The sequence below is a fragment of the Nonomuraea candida genome, assembly GCF_000725485.1.
Taxonomy (GTDB): domain Bacteria; phylum Actinomycetota; class Actinomycetes; order Streptosporangiales; family Streptosporangiaceae; genus Nonomuraea; species Nonomuraea candida.
Window position 1 is genome coordinate 25,931 of sequence record NZ_KL647031.1, and the last position, 20,187, is coordinate 46,117.

Genomic DNA, 20,187 nt, shown 5'->3' on the forward strand with positions numbered 1-20,187 from the left:
GGGGGAGATGTTGACCACCGTTACCCGCGAAGACGTGCTGTCCGCCGCCGGCCGGATCGCCGGGCAGGTGCTGCGCACGCCCGTGCTGGAGATCTCGCCCGGGTTGTGGCTGAAGCTGGAGCTGCTGCAGCACTCGGGCTCGTTCAAGGTGCGCGGGGCGTTCAACCGCATCCTGTCCGCCGGGGAGCCGCCCGGCAGCGGGGTGATCGCGGCCAGTGGCGGAAACCACGGGCTGGCGGTGGCCCACGCCGCGCGGGCGCTGGGGGTGCGGGCGGAGATCTTCGTGCCCGAGGTGACCAGCCCCGTGAAGGTGGCGGGGCTTTCGGCGCTGGGCGCGCACGTCACGCAGACGGGCGCCATCTACGCCGACGCGGCCGACGCCGCCGCCAAGCGGGCCGCCGAGAGCGGGGCCCTGAGCGTGCACGCCTACGACCAGGCCGAGGTGATCGCGGGGCAGGGCACCACGGGGCTGGAGCTGATGGAGCAGACGGGCGGGGTGGACACCGTCCTGGTGGCCGTCGGGGGCGGCGGCTTCGCGGCCGGCATCACCCTCGGCACCGCCACGAGCACGCCGGGCTCGCCGGGCGGGCCGCGGATCGTGGCCGTCGAGCCGGAGCGCATCCCGACGCTGAACGCGGCGCTGAAGGCGGGGGAGCCGGTGCAGGTGCAGGTCGGCGGCGTGGGCGCCGACGCGCTCGGCGCGAGCAGGCTGGGCGGCCTGGCCTACGAGATCCTGTCGGGGCCCCGGGTGGAGAGCGTGCTCGTGCCCGACGCCGCGATCGTCTCGGCCCGGCGCACGCTGTGGGAGCGGCACCGGCTGGCGGCCGAGCACGCGGGCGCGGCGGCCTACGCGGCGCTGCTGTCGGGCGCCTACCGGCCGGCCCCGGGGGAGCGGGTGGCCGTCGTGGTATGCGGCTCCAACACCGACCCCGCCACCCTCACCACCGGCTGACCACCCCGCCGGGCACGCCGGTGGCCCGCCCGGGACGGGGGGCCACCGGCCTGCCTCGGCGGCGGGTCAGCTGTAGGTGTGCTCCGGGGCCGGGAACGCCCCCGTCGTCACCTCGTCCGCGAAGGCGCGCACGGCGCGGTCCATCTCGTCGGCGAGGTCGGCGTACCTCTTGACGAACCGGGCAGGACGCGGCGTCAGCCCCATGAGGTCCTGCCAGACCAGGACCTGCGCGTCCGTCGCGGGCCCCGCGCCGATGCCGATCGTCGGGATCGCCAGCGAGGTCGTCACCCGCTGCGCCAGGTCGGCCGGCACGCACTCCAGCACCACCGAGAACGCCCCTGCCCGCTCCAGGTCCTTGGCGTCGGCCATGAGCTCGTCACCGGCCTGCCCCCGCCCCTGCACCCGGTAACCGCCCATGACGTTGACCGACTGCGGGGTCAGCCCGAGGTGGGCCATGACCGGCACGCCGGCCGAGACCAGCGCCTCCACCTGCGGCAGGACCCGCCGGCCGCCCTCCAGCTTGACCGCGTGGGCGCCCGACTCCTTCATGAACCTGGCCGCCGACTCCAGCGCCTGCTCCGGGGAGGCCTGGTAGGAGCCGAACGGCAGGTCGGCGACCACCAGGGCGCGCGACGAGCCGCGCACCACGGCCGCCGTCAGCGGCAGGAGGTCGTCGACCGTGACCGGCAGGGTGGAGTCGTAGCCGTAGACGACCATCGCCGCCGAGTCGCCCACCAGCAGGACCGGGATGCCCGCCTGGTCGAAGACTCTGGCCGTCATCGCGTCGTAGGCGGTGACCATCGGCCACCGCTCCCCGCGCTCCTTCGCGGCCATGAGGTCACGCACGGTGACCCGGCGCCCGGACGCGCCGCCGTACAGGGTGGTTGAAGAGGACATAGGTAACCCTCCAAGGACCGTCTCGAGGCGCCCCAGTGGCGTCCCCGGACTCACTTCGATGATGGCACGGCCCCTCATGCGCTGTCATACGCGGAAATCCAGTGGCGAAACCGTCGGTGCGGCTTGACAGAATCACTGCGGAGGTAACACGCACAATGGCTCTCGATCCTTACCGACAACTCTTCAAACTTCCGGGTGTCCTCACGTTGCTGCTGGTGGGGCTGCTCGCCAGGGTCCCGTCCACCGCCACGGTCATGGCACTGACGCTGTACGTGGCGGAGGTGATGCACCTGGGCTACACCCGGGCCGGGCTGATCACCGCGGCCACCACCATCGGCATGGCGGTCGGATCCCCGCTGTCGGGAAGGTTCGTCGACAAATACGGCCTGCGTCCCGTGCTCGCCGTCACCACCGTGGCGCAGGCGCTCTTCTGGGGCTCGGCGTGGGCGCTGCCCTATCCCGTCCTGGCCGTGGCCGCGGGGCTGGCGGGGCTGCTGGGGCTGCCGGTGTTCAGCGTGACCAGGCAGTGCCTGGCGGCGCTGGTGCCGATCGCCCAGCGGCGCACCGGGTTCGCGCTCGACTCGATGCTGGTCGAGCTGTCCTACATGATGGGGCCGGCGCTCGCCGTGGCGGGCATCACCACGTTCGGCGGCGTCGTGACGCTCACGGTCATCGGGGCCGGCATGACGCTGGCCGGCCTCGGCCTGATCGTGCTCAACCCGCCCACCCGCTCGGCCGAGGAGATCGAGGAACAGTCGGTGAAGGTGCCCAGGCGCCGCTGGCTCACCCCGGCGTTCGTGGCGCTGCTCGGCACGACCGCGGCGGCCACGTTCGTGCTCACCGCGACCGAGCTGTCCCTGGTCGCCACCATGAACCAGGCCGGCCACACCGCCTGGGTCGGGCTCGCGGTGGCCATCTGGTGCGCCTTCTCGCTCATCGGCGGCTTCGTGTACGGCGGGCTGTCGCGCGGCCTGTCGCCCCTGGTGCTGATCGCCGGGATGGGCCTGCTGACCATCCCGGTGGCGCTGGTCGGCGGCGGCTGGCACTGGCTGGTCCTGGCGCTCCTGCCCGCCGGCCTGCTCTGCGCGCCGTCGTTGTCGTCCACGGTCGACGTCCTGTCCCGCTGGGTGCCGAGCGCGGCCCGGGGCGAGGCGATGGGCTTCCACGGCACTGCGCTGCAGCTCGGCGGCGCCGCGGCCGCGCCCGTCGCCGGCGCCGTCATCGACGGGGCGGGGCCGCCGTGGGCGTTCGTGCTGGCCGGCGGCGTGGGGGTGGCCATGGTGCTGGCCGCCCTGCCGTTCTGGCGCCGCCGCCCGCCGTCCACCCCCTCGGGCCCCGCCACCCCGCCCCGGCCGGTCACGCAGCCGGCCGTGGAGTCGGCCGTGGAGCCGATCGCAGGACCGGCCGCAGAGCCGCCCGCAGAGCCGCCCGCGGCGCCGGCGGGGGTCGCCAGGGACTGAGCGCGGCCGCCGCGTGGCGGCCCTCAGCGGTCGTCAGCGGCTGAGCGGGGGTTCAGCCGCGCGGCGGCTCGAACCAGGGCGTGTCCACCGTGTTCTCGGCGGTGGACGACGAGCCTTTCCAGCGCTTGATGGGCCATCCGGCGTAGGCGTGCAGGCACGTGCCGCCAGCGTCCGGGTCGGCGTGGACGCGGTTGGTGGTGCCCTCCAGATCGAGACCGGCGGCCACGGTGATGATTGAGCTCAATGCGTTGGGGATGTGGCACACCATGAGGTGGTAGTTGGCCTCCTTGGTGAGCTCGGCGAAGCCGATGTAGGTGTTTCCCCGGTACATGTACAGGCGATGCTTCACCGGCGAGATCACGTCATAGCAGTAGGCGAGATAGCCGGAGGGAGCGAAGCAGGGCGCGGCGGTGGCGGCGGTCGCGTGGGCGGTCGCGTGGGCGGGCACGGTGGTGAGGAGCGTGCCCGTGAGGGCGAGGAGCAGCGGAAGCGCGCGCTCGGACAGCTTGGGCAGCAAGGGGAGTCTCCTTCGGGAGAGGTGATGGGGGCTTTCCGTCCTGCCGCGTCCGACCTTCGCATCCACCGCCGTCGCGTCGCGACGCCGTTAGAGCTGGCTCTAAAAGAGCAGGTCAGACTCGGTGTCCGGCCGACGCGAGGAGGGCCGCGCCGGCCGGGGTGAGCGTGTGCAGCGTCCGGCCGGCGCCGCGGACGGTGCTGATCAGGCCGCTGTCGCGCAGGACGGCGAGGTGGTGGCTCGCGGTGGCCGGCGACACCGCCGCCAGGCGGGCCAGCTCGCCGGTGGTCATGCCGGTCGCGGTGGCGCGCAGGATCAGCGCCCGGCTGTGACCCAGCAGGCGGGCCAGCGGGGCCTCCCGGTCGGGGACGAAGGAGGTCTCGTGGTCGCCGCGGTGGATCGGATAGACGAGGACCGGAGGTAGCGCCGGATCGGCGATGGCCACCGGCGTGCCCTGGCAGAAGTGGGACGGCACGAGCCGCAGGCCGCGCCCGCCGAGCCGGATATCCAGGTCGCCGGCGTAGGTTTACGAAACGAGACCGTTGCGTATCGGAATGTCTTGCGATACGTTGTCGTTGCGAAACTTAGACGTATCGAAATTAAGGAAGTTCTCCATGGACCCGAACGCAGGACATCCGCGCCGCTGGGGCATCCTCGGCGTGCTCGTGTTCAGTCTGCTGGCCGTGGTGCTCGACAACACGATCCTCAACGTGGCGATGAAGACGATCGCCGACGAGACGGTCGGCCTCGGCGCCACGCAGAGCGAGCTGGAGTGGGCGATCAACTCCTACACGCTCGTGTTCGCCGGACTGTTGTTCACGTTCGGCGTGATCGGTGACCGGACCGGTCGCAAGCGCATGTTGTTCATCGGAATGACGTTGTTCGGCCTGGCCTCGCTCGCCAGCGCCTACGCCCAGGACCCGATGCAGCTCATCCTGGCCAGGGCGGCGATGGGCATCGGCGGGGCGGCGATCATGCCGGCCACGCTGGCGATCATCTCCAACGTGTTCCCGCCCGGCGAGCGCGGCAAGGCGATCGGGGTGTGGTCCGGTGGCGTGGGCCTGGCGGTGGCGATCGGCCCCATCACGGGAGGGCTGCTGATCGAGCACTTCTGGTGGGGCTCGGTCTTCCTGATCAACGTGCCGATCGTGGTGATCAGCATGATCCTCATCGCGACCATCGTGCCCGAGTCGCGCGACCCCAAGCCGTCCCGGCTGGACCCGGTGGGCGTGGTGCTGTCGATCATCGGTCTGGTGGCCGTCGTGTACGGCATCATCCGCGGCGGCGAGCTGGGCACCGTGGCCAGCGCGGAGGTGCTGGTCCCGACCCTGTTCGGCGCGGTGGTGCTGGGGGTGTTCGTGTGGTGGGAGCGGCGCGTCGACCACCCCGTCTTCGACGTGCGCAGCTTCGGCAACGTGCGCTTCAGCTCGGCCATCGGCATGATGGGCATCGTCTTCTTCGCGATGATGGGCGGGATGTTCTTCCTCACGTTCTACCTGCAGATCGTGCTGGGGTTCTCGCCGGTGCAGGCGGGCGCGCTGATGATCCCGTTCGCCGCCGCGCAGCTCATCTTCGCCCCGCTCAGCCAGCGGGTGAACGAGCGCTTCGGCGCCAAGCTGTCGGCCACCGTCAGCCTGGTGGTGGTGACGCTGGCGCTGGGCAGCTACGCGCTGATGGACCAGAACACGCCGATCCTGCTGATCGAGGTCGTCTTCTTCATCCAGGGCGCCGCGATGGCCAACATCATGCCGCCCGCCACCACCGCGATCATGGAGTCGCTGCCCAGGGAGAAGGCCGGCGTCGGCTCGGCCATGAGCAACACCGTCCGCCAGGTGGCCGGCGCGCTCGGCGTGGCCGTGCTCGGCTCGGTGCTCTCGTCCAGCTACCGCGGCGAGATGGCGCCCGCGCTGGCCGGGCTGCCCGAGGAGGTGCGGCACGGCGCCGGCGAGTCGATCATGGGCACCATGACCGTCGCGCAGGAGCTGGGGGAGAAGGGGCAGGCGCTGATCAAGCCGGCGTTCACCGCGTTCGTGAACGGCATGCACGTCACGGCGCTGGTCGCGGCGGCGATCGGGCTGCTGGGCATCGTCGTCGTGGCCCTGTGGATGCCGGGCAAGACCCGCCCCGCCAGGCACGCCGAGCACAAGGAACCGGCGCTGACCTCTCCGCGCGGGTGAGAGATGTAAGGTGAGGCCGCGATGTCGATCCAGGAAACCGGGACTGCCCGCCCAGCGGGCCGTCCGCGCAGCGAGAAGGCCGAGAAGGCGATCATCGAGGCGACGCTCGATCTGATCGCCGAGGGCATGGGAGTGTCCGAGCTGACCATCGAGGCGATCGCGTCGAGAGCGGGCGTGGGCAAGACGACGATCTACCGGCGCTGGTCCAACAAGGAAGACCTGGTCGTCGACGCCCTGGCCACGCTCAAGGCGCCGCTGCCGCCGCTGGCCGGCGCCTCGGTGCGCGACGACCTGATCAGCCTGGTCGACGCCATGCGCCAGGAGTCCGGCGGGGCCCGCACCCGGTGTGTGATGAACATCGCGCTGAACGAGGCCGACCGCCATCCGCAGCTCATGGAGCGCTTCCTCAAGCGCTCCGTCGAGCCCCGCAGGCAGGCGATGCGCGCCGTGATCGAGCGCGGCGTCGCCTCCGGCGAGCTGCGCGCCGACCTCGACCTCGACATGGGCATGGCGATGATCACCGGCACCATGATGTGGCACTCCAAGTGGGCTCCCGCCGGGGATCTCCCGCCCGACCTCGCCGAGCGGGTGGTGGACGCGGTGCTGCGGGGAATGGCCCCGTGAGTTTTGCGTTCCGCCCGGCCGGACCGTCCCGGACGTTCCGGCCGGGTGATGCCCTAAGCAGAACGTGAGCCTTGTTCTAGTCTCGCGGCCATGCCCCCCATGCGAAAATTCGCGTTCGTCGGCTCCTGACCCTCCTGGCCGCCGTCTACACCCTCGGCTGGCTGGTCCTCGGCCCGGCGGAGGAGAACGCCGGCCCGTACCTGGTGTACGTGCTCTTCTGGGTGGGCCTGGTGCCCGCGTCGCTGGTGTTCGGCCCGGTGTGGCGGACGCTGAACCCGTTCCGGCTGCTGCCGGACCGGCCGCGCCGCCCGTACCCGCCGGGGCTGGGCTACCGGCCCGCCGCCGCGGGCCTGCTCGCCTTCACCTGGATGGAGCCGGCCGCCCCCGAGCCCGCCGCGCCCCTCACCCTGCTGGCCTTCTTCGCCCTGTACGCCGCCGCTTCGCCCACTCGCTGCTGCCGATCGCCGTCGGCTACCTGATCGCTAGCGGGCGGAGGTCCGGCGGCGGAACAGCAGCGCCGCGAGCGGCACGCAGATCGCCACGATGCCCGCCAGCCAGGCCGTGGCCGCCGCCCCGGACGAGCCCATGGGCAGGTCGAGCAGGAGCGCCCGCATGGTGTCGATGATCGGCGTCAGCGGCTGGTGGTCGGCGAAGCCGCGCAGCACGCCCGGCATGGTCTCGGCGGGGACGATCCCGTCCGACACGTACGGCAGGAAGAGCACCACGAAGCTGAACGCCCCGGCCGCCTGCGAGGAGCTGACCAGCAGCCCCCAGACGGCCGCCAGCGCCGACATCGCCAGCACGTACCCCGTCACCAGGGCCAGCACCAGCGCCCAGTCGGTGAGCGAGGCGTCGGGGCGGAAGCCGAGCAGGAGCGCGGCGGCCAGCGCGATGGCCGAGGAGGCCAGGTTGCGGATCACCGAGGCCACGACGTGCCCGGCGGGCACCACCCAGCCGCTGATCGGCAGGGTGCGGAAGCGGTCGATCATGCCGCCGGTCATGTCGTCGGAGATGGTCACGGCGGTCAGCGCGGCGCCGTACCCGCCGGACATGAGCAGGACGGCGGGCACCACGAAGTCGACGTAGTCCAGCCCGCTGGAGCCGGTCGAGATCGCGCCGCCGAACACGTACACGAACAGGACCATGATCATCACCGGTAGCGCGGTGTTGACGATGAGCCCGTCGAGGACGCGCATGTCGCGGCGCAGGTCGCGGACGACCAGGCGGCGCAGGTCGCCGGCGGCGCTCATGCCGCCACCCGTGGCGGTGAGGGGAGCGCTCACGCCGCGGCCATCGGCGGCGGTGACGGGGGCGCTCACGCCGCGGCCGCCGTGAGCTCGAAGAACACGTCGTCCAGGGTCGGCGTGCGCAGTTCCACGTGCCCGACCGGGATGCCCGCCCGGTGCAGCTGATCCAGCGCGCGGCGCAGGTGGTCGGGGTCCTGGAGGGCGAGCGTGAGCTCACCGGCCTCGGCGTCCGGGTGGGCGCCGGGCAGCGCGGCGCCCGCGCGGGCCAGGTCCGCCGGCTCGGCCGGGCGCAGCGCCAGCCGTTCCGCGCCGACCTGCCGCTTGAGCGCGGCGGGGGAGTCGTCGGCGACCACGCGGCCCCCGTTGATCACCACGACGCGGTCGGCGAGCTGGTCGGCCTCCTCCAGGTACTGCGTGGTGAGCAGGATGGTGGTGCCGGAGGCGAGCAGCTCGCGGATCACCGACCACAGCTCGGCCCGGCTGCGCGGGTCGAGCCCGGTCGTGGGCTCGTCCAGGAAGAGGATCGGCGGCTCCGAGACCATGCTGGCCGCCAGGTCGAGGCGGCGGCGCATGCCGCCGGAGTAGGTGCCGGCCCGGCGGCCGGCGGCGGCGGTCAGGCCGAAGCGCTCCAGCAGCTCGTCCGCCCGCCGCCGCGCCCGGCGGCGGCCCAGATGGTAGAGGCCGGCGAACAGCTCCAGGTTCTCCCGCCCGGTCAGCAGGTCGTCCACCGTGGCCTGCTGCGAGGTCAGCCCGATCATCCGGCGCACGGCCACGCCGTCGCGCGTCACGTCGTGCCCGCCCACCGTGGCGGTGCCGCCGTCGGGGGCGAGCAGGGTGGTCAGGATGCGCACGGTCGTCGTCTTGCCCGAGCCGTTGGGCCCGAGCAGCGCCAGCAGCGAACCGGTGGGCACGGTCAGGTCGACCCCGGCCAGCACGCGGTTCGCGCCGAACGACTTGGTCAGCCCCCGGGCGCGAATGGCATCTGTGAATGGCCTACTGTGTATGGCGTTCATAGTTTTAAGGTAATGCAGAATCCTAGGAGCGAGTCAAGGAGGAACGTCGATGGCGCCCGAGCGACCACTGCCCCCCATGCTGGAGCGGATGTGGGGGCGTGAGCGCGCGCCGCGACGGGGGCCGCGGCCCCGGCTCGACCTGGCCACCATCACCGCCGCCGCCATCGAGATCGCCGACGCCGAAGGGCTGGCCGGCGTCTCGATGGGCGGCGTGGCCTCGCGGGTGGGGGTGGCGGCCACGGCGCTCTACCGCTATGTCGGCAGCAAGGAGGACCTGCTCACCTCCATGGCCGACGCCGTGGCCCTCGACCCGCCCGAGCCCGGCGGCATGCCCTGGCGCGACTACGCCGCCCTGTGGACGCGGGCCCAGCGTGACCTCGTGCTGGCGCACCCCTGGGTGCTGGAGGTCACCAAATACGCCCCGCCGCTGGGCCCGCGGCGGCTGCTCTGGCTGGACCGGCTGCTGGCCGCGCTCGCCGGCACCGGCCTCGACGACGGCGAGAAGATCAACGTGGCCAGCACCCTCACGGGCTACGCGCTGACCGACGCCGCGCTCGCGCACGCGGCCGGCATGGGGTTCGAGGAGCACGCGGGGGCCGGGCTCGAAGGGGCCGCCGACTACGGCGAGCTGCTGGCCGAGGTGCTCGACCCGGAGCGCTACCCGGCCCTGTCGGCCGCCGTGCACGGGGGCGTCTTCCGCGGCGCCGAGGGCTGGGCGGACGACGCGGACTTCCGCTTCGGCCTCGACCTGATGCTCGACGGCGTCGAACAGCTCATCGCCCGCCGCACCTCGAAGGGCCGGTTCGGAGGATAGCGGCCCCGCGGTTTGCGGTCGCGCGGTGAGCGGTCGCGCGGTGAGCGGCCGCGCGGTGAGCGGCCGCGCGGTGAGCGGGCCTCAAAGGCCCGCGCCGGTGTGGTCCTGTGAGGTCACGTCGGCGGGCAGGAGCTGCTCGGTGAGCAGCCGCCGGGCGCGGTCGGGGCCGGTCACCCAGCGCCGCACCAGCTCCCATCCATGGAAATATCCAAAGATGTACGGACTCATCGGCGACGGCGCGAGCAGCCCGAGCACCGCCGCCACCTCGCCGTCGTCATAGAGCGCCCACCGCCGCAGGTACGCCCCCAGCTCCGCCTCGCCCCGCCCCTCGTCGGCCAGGAACGCCGCGTTCCCCCACACACCCCACAACACGTTCCGCGCGCGGTGCACGGCCGCGAAGTCGCTCCCGTCCGGCCGGATCCCCAGCTCGGGGAAGACGTTGGCGTTCAGCCACTCCTGCGCCTCGTCCCCGGGGAAGACCAGCTCCTCCGCCAGCAGCCCCAGCCCCTCGCTCAGCACGAACGACGGCGACACCATGAACCGCACCCCCTGCTCCGGCCCGAGCCGCAGCTCCTTGAGCATCGACTCGGCGATGTGCCCCGGATGCCCCTCGTGGGTCACCAGATACAGCAGGTCCGCCAGGTTGAACGGGATCTCCTTGTTGATGTGGATCGTGGACCTCAGCCCGCCCTCGTAGTCGCCCGCCCCGTGGAAGGCCACGCCCGTCACCAGCGCGCATCCCACGACCTCGCCCTCGGGCAGCGGGACGATGGCCTTCGACGTCCTGGCCCTGGCCTCGGCCACCGCCCGGCCGACCAGCTCGGGCAGCCGCCCGACGTCCCGGAGCGTGTGCGCGGCCCGCCACGCCCGCAGCCGGTCGGCCAGCGGGCCCGGGGTCCTCGGCAGGGCCGCGTCCAGCTCGGCGTGGGCCTGCTCGAACACCTCCTCCGGCACCCGGCGCGGCTCCAGGCCCAGGCACCGCCGCCCGTACTCGGCCAGCGGCAGCCGCTCGCCGGCCAGGCGCCGGGCCACGGCGCGCATCGCCCGTACGTGGGCGCGGAGGTAGGCGGAGGGGGCGGACTCCAGCAGCCGCTCCGCCTCCTCCGCCAGCGCGCCGGGCGCGGCGGGCGGCTCGGCGGCGACCGCCGCGCGCCACTGCGCCGGGCCCCGGTAGATGAGCGCGGTGCCGGTGATCAGCCGGTCGATCCGCAACGCCAGCATCGCGTAGTCCCGCTGCCACTGCCGCTCGGTCATGGCTCCTCCTTCGTCCGTTTCGCGGGTCGCCCAAGCTAGCCGTACGGTTTTCCGTACAGTGCACGGAAGACGGGAGGGCGGAGGATGCCGGAGTCGATCTGGTTGCGTGACGACGACCGCCCGCGCAGGCCCCGGCTCTCGCGCGAGCGCATCGTCGAGGCCGCCGTCGCCCTGCTCGACGCCGAAGGGGCGGCGGGCTTGTCCATGCGCGCCCTCGCCGCCCGGCTGCGGGCCGGGACGATGTCGCTCTACGAGTACGTCCGGAGCAAGGAGGACGTCCTCGACCTGGCCCTCGACGAGGTGATCGGCGAGATCGAGGAGCCGCCCGAGCCCGGGCCCTGGCGGGACTACCTGGTCCGCCAGCTCACGCAGAGCAGGGCCGTCATGCGCCGCCACCCCTGGGTGCCCGCGCTCACCGCCACCCGCCCCCTGCTCGGGCCGAACGCGCTGGCCCGCTCCCGGCCGTTCTATGCGGCGCTGGCGTCGGCCGGGCTGGCCGGGCCCGCGCTCACCGCCGCCGTCGGCACGCTGACCTCCTACGTCAACGGGTTCGTCGCCGCCGAGAACATCTGGTGGGCACGCATCCGCACCCCGGCCGCCGACGCCGAGCTGCGCGGGGCCGTGGCCGGACACCTGAACGAGCGGATGGCCGACCTCGCCCGGCTTGCCCAGGTGGACAACGGGGACTTCGACGGCCAGTTCCTGCTGGGCCTCGACCTCATCCTCGACGGCATCGCGGCCCGCCTGCCCCCCGAGACCTCCTGACCCGCTCTTCCTCGGCAAGGCCGGGGTGCGCACGCTGGTGGCGCTGCCGGACGACACCCACCCCTGACCTCTCAGGGTGCCGCGCTGGTGAGCCCGGTGAAGTACGCCTTCATCGCCGGGTAGTAGTCGCCGAAGTCCGGCGTCGGCGAGCCGTCGCGGGAGGCCACGAGCAGGTCCAGGTAGTACTCCCAGCCCGGGCCGACCTCCCCGATCCCGTCCTCGGTGTCGAGGTGCTGGACGAAGCGCAGCTCGGTCACCCCCGCCGACTCCGACAGCAGGAGTTCGAGGCGCCAGGCCCCGAACTCGTCCAGCGACGAGACCGCCAGCCGGCGCGGCGGCTCGCAGGCGTCGATGCGCAGGTCGTACCAGGGCTGCTGCTCCTCGAACCGCAGCTGCACCTTGACGGTGTTGCCGGGCGCCGCGTCGCCCTCCCACGGGCCGAACCAGCGTGCCGTGCGCTCCGGCTCGGTGACGCTGGCCCACACGTCCTCGGCGGACGCGCGGAAGGTGCGGGTGAGCACGAGGTCGCTGCCCTCGCCGGTCCTGAACAGCCGGCCGGTCGGGATGGGGCTCATGCCGTGTTCTCCTCTCCGATGTCCTGCGGGGCTTTGACGTCCGGGGACGGGCGGCGTTCGCGGCGGGTCCGGTAGACCTCGGTCTCCAGCGCGTCGAGCCGGTGCTCCCACCCGGCGGGCCGGGCGAACTGCGCCAGCCACCCGACCAGCTCGCCGAACGGCTCCGGGTCGAGCGTGTAGAAGCGCTGCCTGCCGGCGAGCTCGGCGCGCACCAGCCCGCTCTGCCTGAGCACCCGGAGGTGGCGGCTCACGGCGGGCCGGCTGATCGCGAAATGCTCGGCGACCTCGCCCGCCGAGAGCCGCCCGTCCCTCAGCAGGACGAGGATCTCTCTCCGCACCGGGTCGGCGATCGCCCCTGCCACGTCGTCCACTCGTAAAGCGTAACCTACTGGTTACGCGTTACGGAAGGGCCCGGCGCCGGTGAAGGAGGTGCGGCGTCCTCAGCGGTACCAGCCGGCGAGCTGCCGGGTGGCGACGTTCACGCGGTTCCAGGCGTTGACCGAGGCGATGGCCATCACGAGCGCGGCCAGCGCCTCCCGCGAGAACTGCCCGGCGACCTCCTCCCAGACGTGGTCGGGCACGCCGTCGGAGGAGTCCGCCAGCCGGGTCATCGCCTCGGTGAGGGCGAGCGCGGCCCGCTCCTGCGCGGTGTAGTACGGGGCCTCCCGCCACGCCGCCACCGACCACAGCCGCTCGGCCCGCTCGCCGGCCCGGTCGGCGCGGTGCGAGTGGTAGTCGACGCACAGGCCGCAGCCGTTGATCTGGCTGGCGCGCACCCGCACCAGCTCCAGCAGCGGCTGCGGCACCTCCGTGCTCGCCAGCCAGCTCTCCATCGCCTCCAGGGCCCGGTGGCCGCCGGAGGCGAGCTTGTAGACGTCGGCCATACGTGCTTCCATTGTGACTCCTCTTTCAGGTCATTCGAGATGGTGAATATCCAGAATCAGGGCGGGGTGTGAAGCGTGCACGCCCGAACAGGCGTGGAACACGCGTCACCGGCAGCAGGGGGCCGGCGCGCGGTCACCAGAACCGTGCCGTCACAAGAACCGTGCCGTCACAAGAGTCGCGCTGTCACAGGTTCGCGCGGGTGCGCTCCGGCGTGCGTGGAGAGCGGCTCTCCACCGCCGCCATGATGTCGGCGAGCGTCTGCTCCGCCAGCTCGCGCCGCCAGGCGAGCTCGGCCCGCCGCATCGCCTGCGAGACCAGGCACGCCTTGCGGTAGTCGACGGTCTCGGAGCCGGTGGGCGCGCGCCGCAGGATCTGCCGGCACCGGAACGCGTCCTGCGGCCCCTCGATCGCGGTCACCACGTCCAGCAGCGTGATCTCCCGCGGGCTCCGCGCCAGCCTGAACCCGCCGCGCGGCCCCGAGGTCGAGGTGACGATCCCGGCCCGCGCGAGCGCCTGCAACTGCTTGTTCAGGTAGGCCGCGGGCAGATCGAAGAAGGCCGCCAGCCGGGTCGCCGTGACCGCCTCGCCCGGCTCCGCCCACGCCAGGTTGAGGCAACTGTGCAGCGCCCACTCGACGCCTTCGCCCATCTGCATATTCCTGGACACTACACATCCAGAATCCCGGCCGGCAAGCCGGGGCGCGTGAAGGGCCTATCTTGGGCCATGTGATTCGCGCCGTGGTGATCGATGTGGACGACACGCTCTGCCTCACCGAGGCGGTCTGTTTCGAGCTGGAGAACGAGGTCCTGGCGCGGATCGGCCGCGCGCCGATGTCCCGCGCCGTGCACCTGTCCACCTGGGGCGAGCCCCTGCTCGAAGCGATGCCGCGGCGCTCGCCCGGCCTCGACCTCGCCGCCTTCGAGTCCGCCTACCGGGTCGTGCTGCGGGAATACGTCACGGCCGGGCTGCTCGACGTGATCGCGCCGGAGAACCTGCGCACGCTCGACGAGCTCGCCGCCGCCGGCCGCAGCCTCATGCTGCTGACCTCGCGCACCGAGACGGAGATGGCCCACCTCATGGCACCCGATCACGCGCTCGCCGACCGGCTCGCCGCCGTCTACCACGCGGGCAACATGCGCTTCCGCAAGCCCGACGCGCGCGCCTTCGACGAGCTGCTGGCCGCCACCGGCCTGGAGCCCCGGCAGTGCCTGTACGTGGGCGACTCCCCGGGCGACGCGCAGGCCGCCAACGGCGCGGGCCTGCGCTTCGTCGCCTGCATGCAGAGCGGCGTGCGGCGGCGCGCCGACTTCGGGGCGCACCGGGTCGACGCCTTCATCGACGCCTTCCCCGAGCTGACCACCACCGTGGCCCGCCTGGAGGGCACGACCCCCGAGCCGGTCGAGAGCCGGGCCGGAGCCTCCGGGGGCGGTGCCGGAGTGACCCCACACTGACAGGCCCGCCCCGACAGGCCCGCCCCGACAGGTCCGCCCCGACAGGCCCGCGCCGACAGGCCCGCCCTGACGAGCCCGCCCCGAGAGGTCAGCCCGTGGTCTCCCGCCACCGGTTGGTGATGGGCAGGCGCCGATCGCGGCCGAAGTTCTTCGGCGTGATCTTCGGCCCCGGTGGATACTGCCGCCGCTTGTACTCCGCCAGGTCCACCAGCCGGATCACCCGCGTCACCAGCGCCGGATCGTGCCCGGCCGCGATGAGCTCCTGCGAGCCCATGTCCTTCTCGACGTAGTCGTCGAGCAGCCGGTCCAGCACCTCGTACGGCGGCAGCGAGTCGGTGTCGCGCTGGTCGGGCCGCAGCTCGGCGCTGGGCTCCTTGGTGATCGAGTTCTCCGGGATCGGCCGCTCGGCGTCGAGCAGGAAACCGGGCCCGGAGTGGGCGTTGCGCCACTTCGCCAGCTCCCACACCATCGTCTTCGGCACGTCCTTGATCGGCGCGAAGCCGCCCGCCGAATCGCCGTAGAGGGTGGAGTAGCCCGTGGCCAGCTCGCTCTTGTTGCCCGTGGTGAGCACCAGGTGGCCGTGCTCGTTGGACAGGCCCATCAGGATCATGCCGCGCACCCTGGCCTGGAGGTTCTCGGCGGCCAGGCCCGACAGCTCGATCTCCTTCTCGAAGGAGTTGACGATCTCGGAGATCGGCACCACCTGGGCGTTGACGCCCTGCCGGCGCACCAGGTCCTCGGCGTCGGCCAGCGAGTGCTCGGAGGAGTAGCGCGAGGGCATGAGCACCACGTTGACGCGCGAGGGGCCGATGGCGTCGGAGGCGATGGTGGCGGTCAGCGCCGAGTCGATGCCCCCCGACAGGCCCAGGATGACCGACTGGAAGCCGTTCTTGGCCACGTAGTCGCGCACCGCCAGCACCAGCGCGGAGTAGACCTCCGCGTACGGGTCCAGCCGCGCGGCGACCCGGGCCGGCTCGGGCGCGTAGGGCGCGACGGGCTCCTGTGACAGCACCAGCCGCTCGACGGTGATCGTGCTGCCGTCGCCCGCGTCGTACGGATACCTGCCCGGCTCGGCGTCCGACACCGGCAGGCCGTCCAGGTCGACGACCAGCAGCTCCTCCTTGAACTGCCCGGCCCGCGCGACCAGCTCGCCCGACCCGTCCACCACGATGGAGTCGCCGTCGAAGACCAGCTCGTCCTGCCCGCCGACCTGGTTGACGTAGACGAGCGCGCACCCGGCCTCGCGGGCCCTGCGGGCGCACAGCTCCAGCCGTACGTCGTCCTTCTCCTTCTCGTACGGCGAGGCGTTCGGCGCGACCAGCAGCCCGGCCCCCGCCTGCCCCGCCACGGACACAGGGCCGCCCTCCTGCCACAGGTCCTCGCACACCGCGATCGCCACGTCCACGCCGTGCAGCCGGAAGATCGGCAGCCGGTCGCCGCGCACGAAGTAGCGGTATTCGTCGAACACCCCGTAGTTGGGCAGGTGGTGCTTGGCCGTGCGGGCGACCACCCGGCCCTGGTGCAGCACCGCGGCGGCGTCGAGCGGGGCGCCCTTCGGCTGCCCCACGCGGGGGGCCAGCCCGGCGCGGTCCACGTAGCCGACCACCACCGGCAGGTCGCCCAGGCCCTCACGGTCCAGCCTGCGCGCCACCTCCTCCAGGGTCCTGACGCTGGCGTCCACGAAGGACGTGCGCAGGACGAGGTCCTCGACCGGGTAGCCGGTGAGGAACATCTCGGTGAAGACGACGAGGTGAGCGCCGCGCTCGGCCGCGTCGCGGGTCCACGCGAGCAGCCGGTCGGCGTTGCCGCTCAGGTCGCCGACGGTCGGGTTCGTCTGTGCCAGGGCGATGCGCAGTTGTGCCACGTGCAACAGCCTAGTACGCCCCGATTTTTATCGTCAAAGCGACGATAAGCGGCTCATTTCGCCCCCGGGGTGACCAGCCCCGACTCGTACGCCGCCATGACCAGCTGAGCCCGGTCGAACAGCCCCAGATGCTCCAGCAGCGCCTTGACCGACAGGCTCACCTCCTCCTCCGGCAGCGACAGCGTCTGCCCGATCTGCCGGTTGGTCAGCCCGCGGGCGACGAGCTTGAGCACGTCGAGCCGGTCGTCGGGCAGCCCGGCCAGCGCCGGGGGAGAGTCGGGGTCCACGCGCCCGGCGAACGCCGAGATCAGCCGCGTGGTCACCGCCGGGTCGATGAGCGCGTCCCCGGCCGCCGCCGCCCTGATCGCGGCCAGGATCTGCTCGGGGGGCGAGGTCTTCAGCAGGAAGCCGCTCACCCCGGCCCGCAGCGCCGCGTACAGGTTCTCGTCGCTGCCGAACGTGGTCATCATCACGACCTTCGGCGGGCGCTCTCCGGCCAGGATGCGGCGCGCGGCCGCCAGGCCGTCCAGGCGCGGCATCTGGATGTCCAGCAGCACCACGTCCGGCCGCGTCGCGCGCACGCCCGCGATCGCCTCCTCGCCGTTGGCGGCCTCGCCCGCCGGCGCCACCCCCGGCTCGGCGTCCAGCACCGCCTTGAGTCCGGCCCGCACCAGCGCCTGGTCGTCGGCCACCAGCACCCGCAGCACCGGCGCGCCGGCCGCGGGCTCGCCGGACACGGGTGCGGTGTCCCCGGGCGCGGCGTCACCGGGGACGGTGCCGGCGCCGGGAAGGCCGGGAGCGGCGGCCCGGGGAGCGGGCGGCTCCTCCAGCCGCTGGGCCAGCATGTCGGCCTCCAGGCGCTTGAGCCCCGCCGTCAGATCCAGCCCCAGCTCCTCCCGCCACACCGCGCGCGCCCTGCGCAGCGCCGCCAGCGCGTCGCCCTGGCGCCCCATCCGGTACAGCGCCACGGCCAGCAGCCGCCACGCCTCCTCCCGCAGCGGGTACGCCGACGCGTGCGCCTCCAGGTCGGCCACCAGCGCCGTGGCCCGGCCCAGCGCGAGCCCGGCGTCGGCCCGCCGCTCCAGCGCGATGAGCCGCAGCTCCTCCAGCCGCCCCGCCTCGGTCGCGGCCCAGCTCAGCTCCGCGAACTCGGCCAGCGCCGGCCCCCGCCACAATCCCAGCGCGGTGTCCATGGCCGCCCACACCCGCGCGGGCGCGCCGTCGGACTTCACGTCGGGCTTCACGCCGGACTTCACCAGGCTCTCGAAGTGCCAGGCGTCCACCTGCTCGGTACGGGCGCGCAGCGCGTACCCCGGCGGCGCGGACACCAGCACCCCGGCCTCCTCGCGGGGCGCGCGGCCGGGTTCGAGGGCGCGGCGCAGCCTGGAGACGTAGCCCTGGATCGTGGACAGGGCCTGCGCCGGCGGGCTGCCCGGCCAGAGCTCGTCGATGAGCGTGTTCACGGGCACGGCGCGGCCGCCGGCGACGAGCAGGCGCGCGAGCACCGCCCGCTGCCGCTGCCCGCCGAGGTCGAGAGGGGCGCCGTCGGCCCAGGCCTGGAACGGTCCCAGAGCGGTGAAGGTCAGCATGTCAGCCGTAACTGTAGAGGGAGAACGAGTCCGGGTATATGGCGAAATTCCACGTGACATGCCGCCTGACATGGTGTGGTGCGGGCCATCGAGACGGTGGGGTGCGCCGCGGGGGTGCGGCCCGTGGCCGTGGTTCGCCCAAGCCCGGGGGCGCGGGCCGCGCGGGAGGGTGCGGCCCGTGGCCATGGTGCGCGCCAAACCCGGCGCGGAGGACCTGGGGACGGCGCGGTTCACAGGGGAAGCTCGGCCTCGACAACGGTGCCCCCTCCCTCCGCCTCGCGCACGGCGCAGGTGCCTCCCAGTTCCGCCGCCCGCTCCCGCATCGACCGCAGCCCGACCCCCGGCCGCGCGTCCGGCGGCAGCCCACGCCCGTCGTCGGTGACCGTCACCCGCAGGCGGTCCCCGCGCCGCAGCGCGACCACGATCCGGGTGGCCCCGGCGTGCTTGCGCGCGTTGGTCAGCGCCTCCTGCACGATCCGGTACGCGGCCACCTCCACCGCCGCCGGCAGCCCGTCCAGGTCCCCGCACACCTCCACCGGCGCGCCCGCCAGCTCCGCCACGGCCCCCGCCAGGCCCAGCTCGTCGAGGGCGGGCGGGCGCAGGCCGTACACGAGCTGCCTGATGTCGCCGCTCACCGCGTCCATGCCCGCCCGCAGCTCGGCCAGCAGCAGGTCCGCCCGCTCCGGGGAGCTGCGCATCGTCACCCGCGCGGCGTTGATCGACATGGCCATGCCCGTCAGCGACTGGCCGAGCCCGTCGTGCAGGTCGCGCCGCAGCCGCCGCCGCTCCTCCTCGCGCGCGGTCAGGATGCGCTCGCGCGAGCGCTGCAACGCCGCCGTCAGCCGCACCGCGTGCGCCGCGTCGGCGATGTACGGGGTCAGCGTCGCGATCACCCGCTCGTCGTGCGCCGCGGGGAATCTGCGCCGGTCCGTCGGCCCGATCAGCAGCAGCCCGACCGGCTCGCCGTGCCAGACCAGCGCGATCACCCGCGCGGGGGCGCCGATGGCGCCCGAGGTCGTGGTCGTGCCGTCCAGCTCGACGGCCACGCCGGTCACCGACAGGCCCTCGCGCAGCACGTCCAGTGTCGCCAGCAGCCCGTGCGCCGGGTCGGTGTGCTGCAGCCGGTGCCGCAGCCGCCTGGCCAGGGCGGCGGGCACGCCGGTGCTGCCGTACAGCAGCCGGTCCACGGCGCGCTGCATGGCGCGCCGCATCGGCTGGAAGGCGGCCCCGGCGAACACCGCCGCCGCGATCCCGGCCGCCCGGTCCACCTCGGCGAGGAAGAGGCTGGAGGCGGCGCTCGCCGCGACGTACACGCCGGTGATCACGATGATCAGGCCGGTGCCGACCAGCGTCCTGCTGATCAGCGTGTCGATGCCGAACAGCCGGTAACGCAGCACCGCCACCGCGATCGCCGCCGGGATCAGCGGGATGAACAGCGTCGCCAGCCACCAGAACGGGTCGCCCAGCATCCACGGCACCAGCAGCCCGGGCAGCGTCACCAGCAGCCAGAGCAGCTGCCGGCGCTCGATCGCGTCGCCGCGCGCGAACCGCACCACCAGCGAGACGAACGCCAGCGCCATGGCCGCCGACACCATCCAGTGCGCCGGCTCCCGGAACGCCTTCTGCCCGCCCAGCACGCCCGCCCAGTCGAGCGCCATGCCGGCCACGGCCAGCACCACCACCCAGCGCCAGCGCCGCGACAGCAGCCGGCCCACCGGGTAGAGCAGGGGCAGCAGCACGCCGAGCGTGAGCTGCAGGACGTGCCAGGTGAGGTTGACGATCGGCCGGCCCGCCGAGGCGTGGCCGGCCAGGAGCTGGAACAGGTTGGCGGACAGGATGTTGGCCGCCGCGCTCAGCCCGCCCGCGCACAGCAGCCAGCCGATCACCAGCCGGGGCCTGCTGTGCACGAGGATCGCGCCGAAGACGGGGAAGGCCGTGCCCGCCATGTCCTCGGGCGCGAAGGGCAGCGGCGTGTAGGAGGGCTGCGGCAGCTGCGCCGTCACCCAGATGTCGGTGAGCTCGAACACCACGGCGAGCGTGGCCATGCCGATCGCCACGCCTCGCGCCAGATTCGCGCGGCGCATGTCACCCGCCCTTTCACCCCGT

The 20,187-nt window shown here is 73.2% G+C and carries 21 protein-coding genes; 8 read left to right on the plus strand and 13 right to left on the minus strand.

Translation table 11 applies throughout. The features are described 5' to 3' along the window. Positions 1-7: 7 nt before the first annotated feature. Positions 8-952 (plus strand): serine/threonine dehydratase, encoded by a 945-nt coding sequence (locus IO39_RS44015; RefSeq protein WP_043638192.1) that lies wholly within the window; start codon positions 8-10, stop codon positions 950-952. 66 nt (positions 953-1,018) lie between these two features. On the opposite strand, the gene panB is transcribed toward IO39_RS44015, so the two are convergent. Then, positions 1,019-1,849 (minus strand): 3-methyl-2-oxobutanoate hydroxymethyltransferase, encoded by an 831-nt coding sequence (gene panB / locus IO39_RS44020; protein ID WP_043638195.1) that lies wholly within the window; start codon positions 1,847-1,849, stop codon positions 1,019-1,021. A gap of 215 nt (positions 1,850-2,064) precedes the next feature. Between panB and IO39_RS44025 the strand changes: the two genes are divergently transcribed. Next, positions 2,065-3,309, plus strand: coding sequence for an MFS transporter (locus IO39_RS44025; protein WP_245642657.1), 1,245 nt, complete (start codon positions 2,065-2,067; stop codon positions 3,307-3,309). A 52-nt stretch (positions 3,310-3,361) separates the two neighbouring features. Here IO39_RS44025 and IO39_RS44030 read toward each other — a convergent pair whose 3' ends face one another. Together IO39_RS44030 and IO39_RS44035 are read right to left on the minus strand one after the other, a co-directional pair. Then, entirely contained in the window at positions 3,362-3,826 is a 465-nt protein-coding gene (locus tag IO39_RS44030; protein WP_043638197.1) for a hypothetical protein, read from the minus strand. A 112-nt stretch (positions 3,827-3,938) separates the two neighbouring features. Beyond that, on the minus strand, positions 3,939-4,298 hold the full coding sequence (locus IO39_RS44035; RefSeq protein WP_052424163.1) for an ArsR/SmtB family transcription factor: 360 nt from the start codon (positions 4,296-4,298) through the stop codon (positions 3,939-3,941). 139 nt (positions 4,299-4,437) lie between these two features. Here IO39_RS44035 and IO39_RS44040 point away from each other — a divergent pair, with 139 nt between their 5' ends. From IO39_RS44040 to IO39_RS44050, 3 genes are all read left to right on the plus strand, one after another. Beyond that, positions 4,438-6,000 carry an MFS transporter gene (locus IO39_RS44040; protein WP_043638200.1) on the plus strand — a complete coding sequence of 521 codons (1,563 nt, stop codon included), beginning with the start codon at positions 4,438-4,440 and terminating at the stop codon, positions 5,998-6,000. A 21-nt stretch (positions 6,001-6,021) separates the two neighbouring features. After that, on the plus strand, positions 6,022-6,624 hold the full coding sequence (locus IO39_RS44045; RefSeq protein WP_043638203.1) for a TetR/AcrR family transcriptional regulator: 603 nt from the start codon (positions 6,022-6,024) through the stop codon (positions 6,622-6,624). A 209-nt stretch (positions 6,625-6,833) separates the two neighbouring features. Then, positions 6,834-7,103: a hypothetical protein gene (locus IO39_RS44050; protein ID WP_157549845.1), complete on the plus strand. Its 270-nt coding sequence runs from the start codon at positions 6,834-6,836 to the stop codon at positions 7,101-7,103. Between the two features lie 3 nt (positions 7,104-7,106). On the opposite strand, the gene IO39_RS44055 is transcribed toward IO39_RS44050, so the two are convergent. Beyond that, positions 7,107-7,907 carry an ABC transporter permease gene (locus IO39_RS44055; RefSeq protein WP_245642612.1) on the minus strand — a complete coding sequence of 267 codons (801 nt, stop codon included), beginning with the start codon at positions 7,905-7,907 and terminating at the stop codon, positions 7,107-7,109. A gap of 32 nt (positions 7,908-7,939) precedes the next feature. Beyond that, complete coding sequence (locus tag IO39_RS44060; protein WP_043638208.1) at positions 7,940-8,884, minus strand: daunorubicin resistance protein DrrA family ABC transporter ATP-binding protein; 945 nt, start codon at positions 8,882-8,884, stop codon at positions 7,940-7,942. 49 nt (positions 8,885-8,933) lie between these two features. Here IO39_RS44060 and IO39_RS44065 point away from each other — a divergent pair, with 49 nt between their 5' ends. Further along, on the plus strand, positions 8,934-9,698 hold the full coding sequence (locus IO39_RS44065; RefSeq protein WP_043638211.1) for a TetR/AcrR family transcriptional regulator: 765 nt from the start codon (positions 8,934-8,936) through the stop codon (positions 9,696-9,698). An 81-nt stretch (positions 9,699-9,779) separates the two neighbouring features. Here the strand turns inward: IO39_RS44065 and IO39_RS44070 are convergent, their stop codons facing one another. Next, complete coding sequence (locus IO39_RS44070; RefSeq protein ID WP_043638214.1) at positions 9,780-10,952, minus strand: hypothetical protein; 1,173 nt, start codon at positions 10,950-10,952, stop codon at positions 9,780-9,782. A gap of 84 nt (positions 10,953-11,036) precedes the next feature. On the opposite strand from IO39_RS44070, the gene IO39_RS44075 reads away from it, so the two are divergent. Further along, the gene (locus IO39_RS44075; protein ID WP_043638217.1) at positions 11,037-11,717 is read left to right on the plus strand and encodes a TetR/AcrR family transcriptional regulator; all 681 of its coding nucleotides are present in this window, start codon (positions 11,037-11,039) and stop codon (positions 11,715-11,717) included. 71 nt (positions 11,718-11,788) lie between these two features. Here IO39_RS44075 and IO39_RS44080 read toward each other — a convergent pair whose 3' ends face one another. The 4 genes from IO39_RS44080 to IO39_RS44095 form a co-directional block, all read right to left on the minus strand. Next, positions 11,789-12,292 carry an SRPBCC family protein gene (locus tag IO39_RS44080; RefSeq protein ID WP_043638223.1) on the minus strand — a complete coding sequence of 168 codons (504 nt, stop codon included), beginning with the start codon at positions 12,290-12,292 and terminating at the stop codon, positions 11,789-11,791. After that, positions 12,289-12,663, minus strand: coding sequence for a metalloregulator ArsR/SmtB family transcription factor (locus IO39_RS44085; RefSeq protein ID WP_043638226.1), 375 nt, complete (start codon positions 12,661-12,663; stop codon positions 12,289-12,291). Before IO39_RS44085 ends, IO39_RS44080 begins: the two co-directional genes overlap by 4 nt. A 69-nt stretch (positions 12,664-12,732) precedes the next feature. Further along, entirely contained in the window at positions 12,733-13,188 is a 456-nt protein-coding gene (locus tag IO39_RS44090; protein WP_043638229.1) for a carboxymuconolactone decarboxylase family protein, read from the minus strand. Between the two features lie 172 nt (positions 13,189-13,360). After that, positions 13,361-13,831, minus strand: a complete 471-nt coding sequence (locus IO39_RS44095; RefSeq protein ID WP_211267401.1) for an RrF2 family transcriptional regulator — start codon at positions 13,829-13,831, stop codon at positions 13,361-13,363. Positions 13,832-13,902: 71 nt separating this feature from the next. Between IO39_RS44095 and IO39_RS44100 the strand changes: the two genes are divergently transcribed. Further along, positions 13,903-14,628: an HAD family hydrolase gene (locus IO39_RS44100; RefSeq protein WP_211267402.1), complete on the plus strand. Its 726-nt coding sequence runs from the start codon at positions 13,903-13,905 to the stop codon at positions 14,626-14,628. A gap of 88 nt (positions 14,629-14,716) precedes the next feature. On the opposite strand, the gene IO39_RS44105 is transcribed toward IO39_RS44100, so the two are convergent. The 3 genes from IO39_RS44105 to IO39_RS44115 form a co-directional block, all read right to left on the minus strand. Beyond that, positions 14,717-16,492 (minus strand): NAD+ synthase, encoded by a 1,776-nt coding sequence (locus IO39_RS44105; RefSeq protein ID WP_043639575.1) that lies wholly within the window; start codon positions 16,490-16,492, stop codon positions 14,717-14,719. A gap of 53 nt (positions 16,493-16,545) precedes the next feature. After that, complete coding sequence (locus tag IO39_RS59535; RefSeq protein WP_043638232.1) at positions 16,546-18,081, minus strand: BTAD domain-containing putative transcriptional regulator; 1,536 nt, start codon at positions 18,079-18,081, stop codon at positions 16,546-16,548. Positions 18,082-18,311: 230 nt separating this feature from the next. Then, positions 18,312-20,165, minus strand: coding sequence for a sensor histidine kinase (locus IO39_RS44115; protein ID WP_043638236.1), 1,854 nt, complete (start codon positions 20,163-20,165; stop codon positions 18,312-18,314). Positions 20,166-20,187 lie beyond the last annotated feature (22 nt).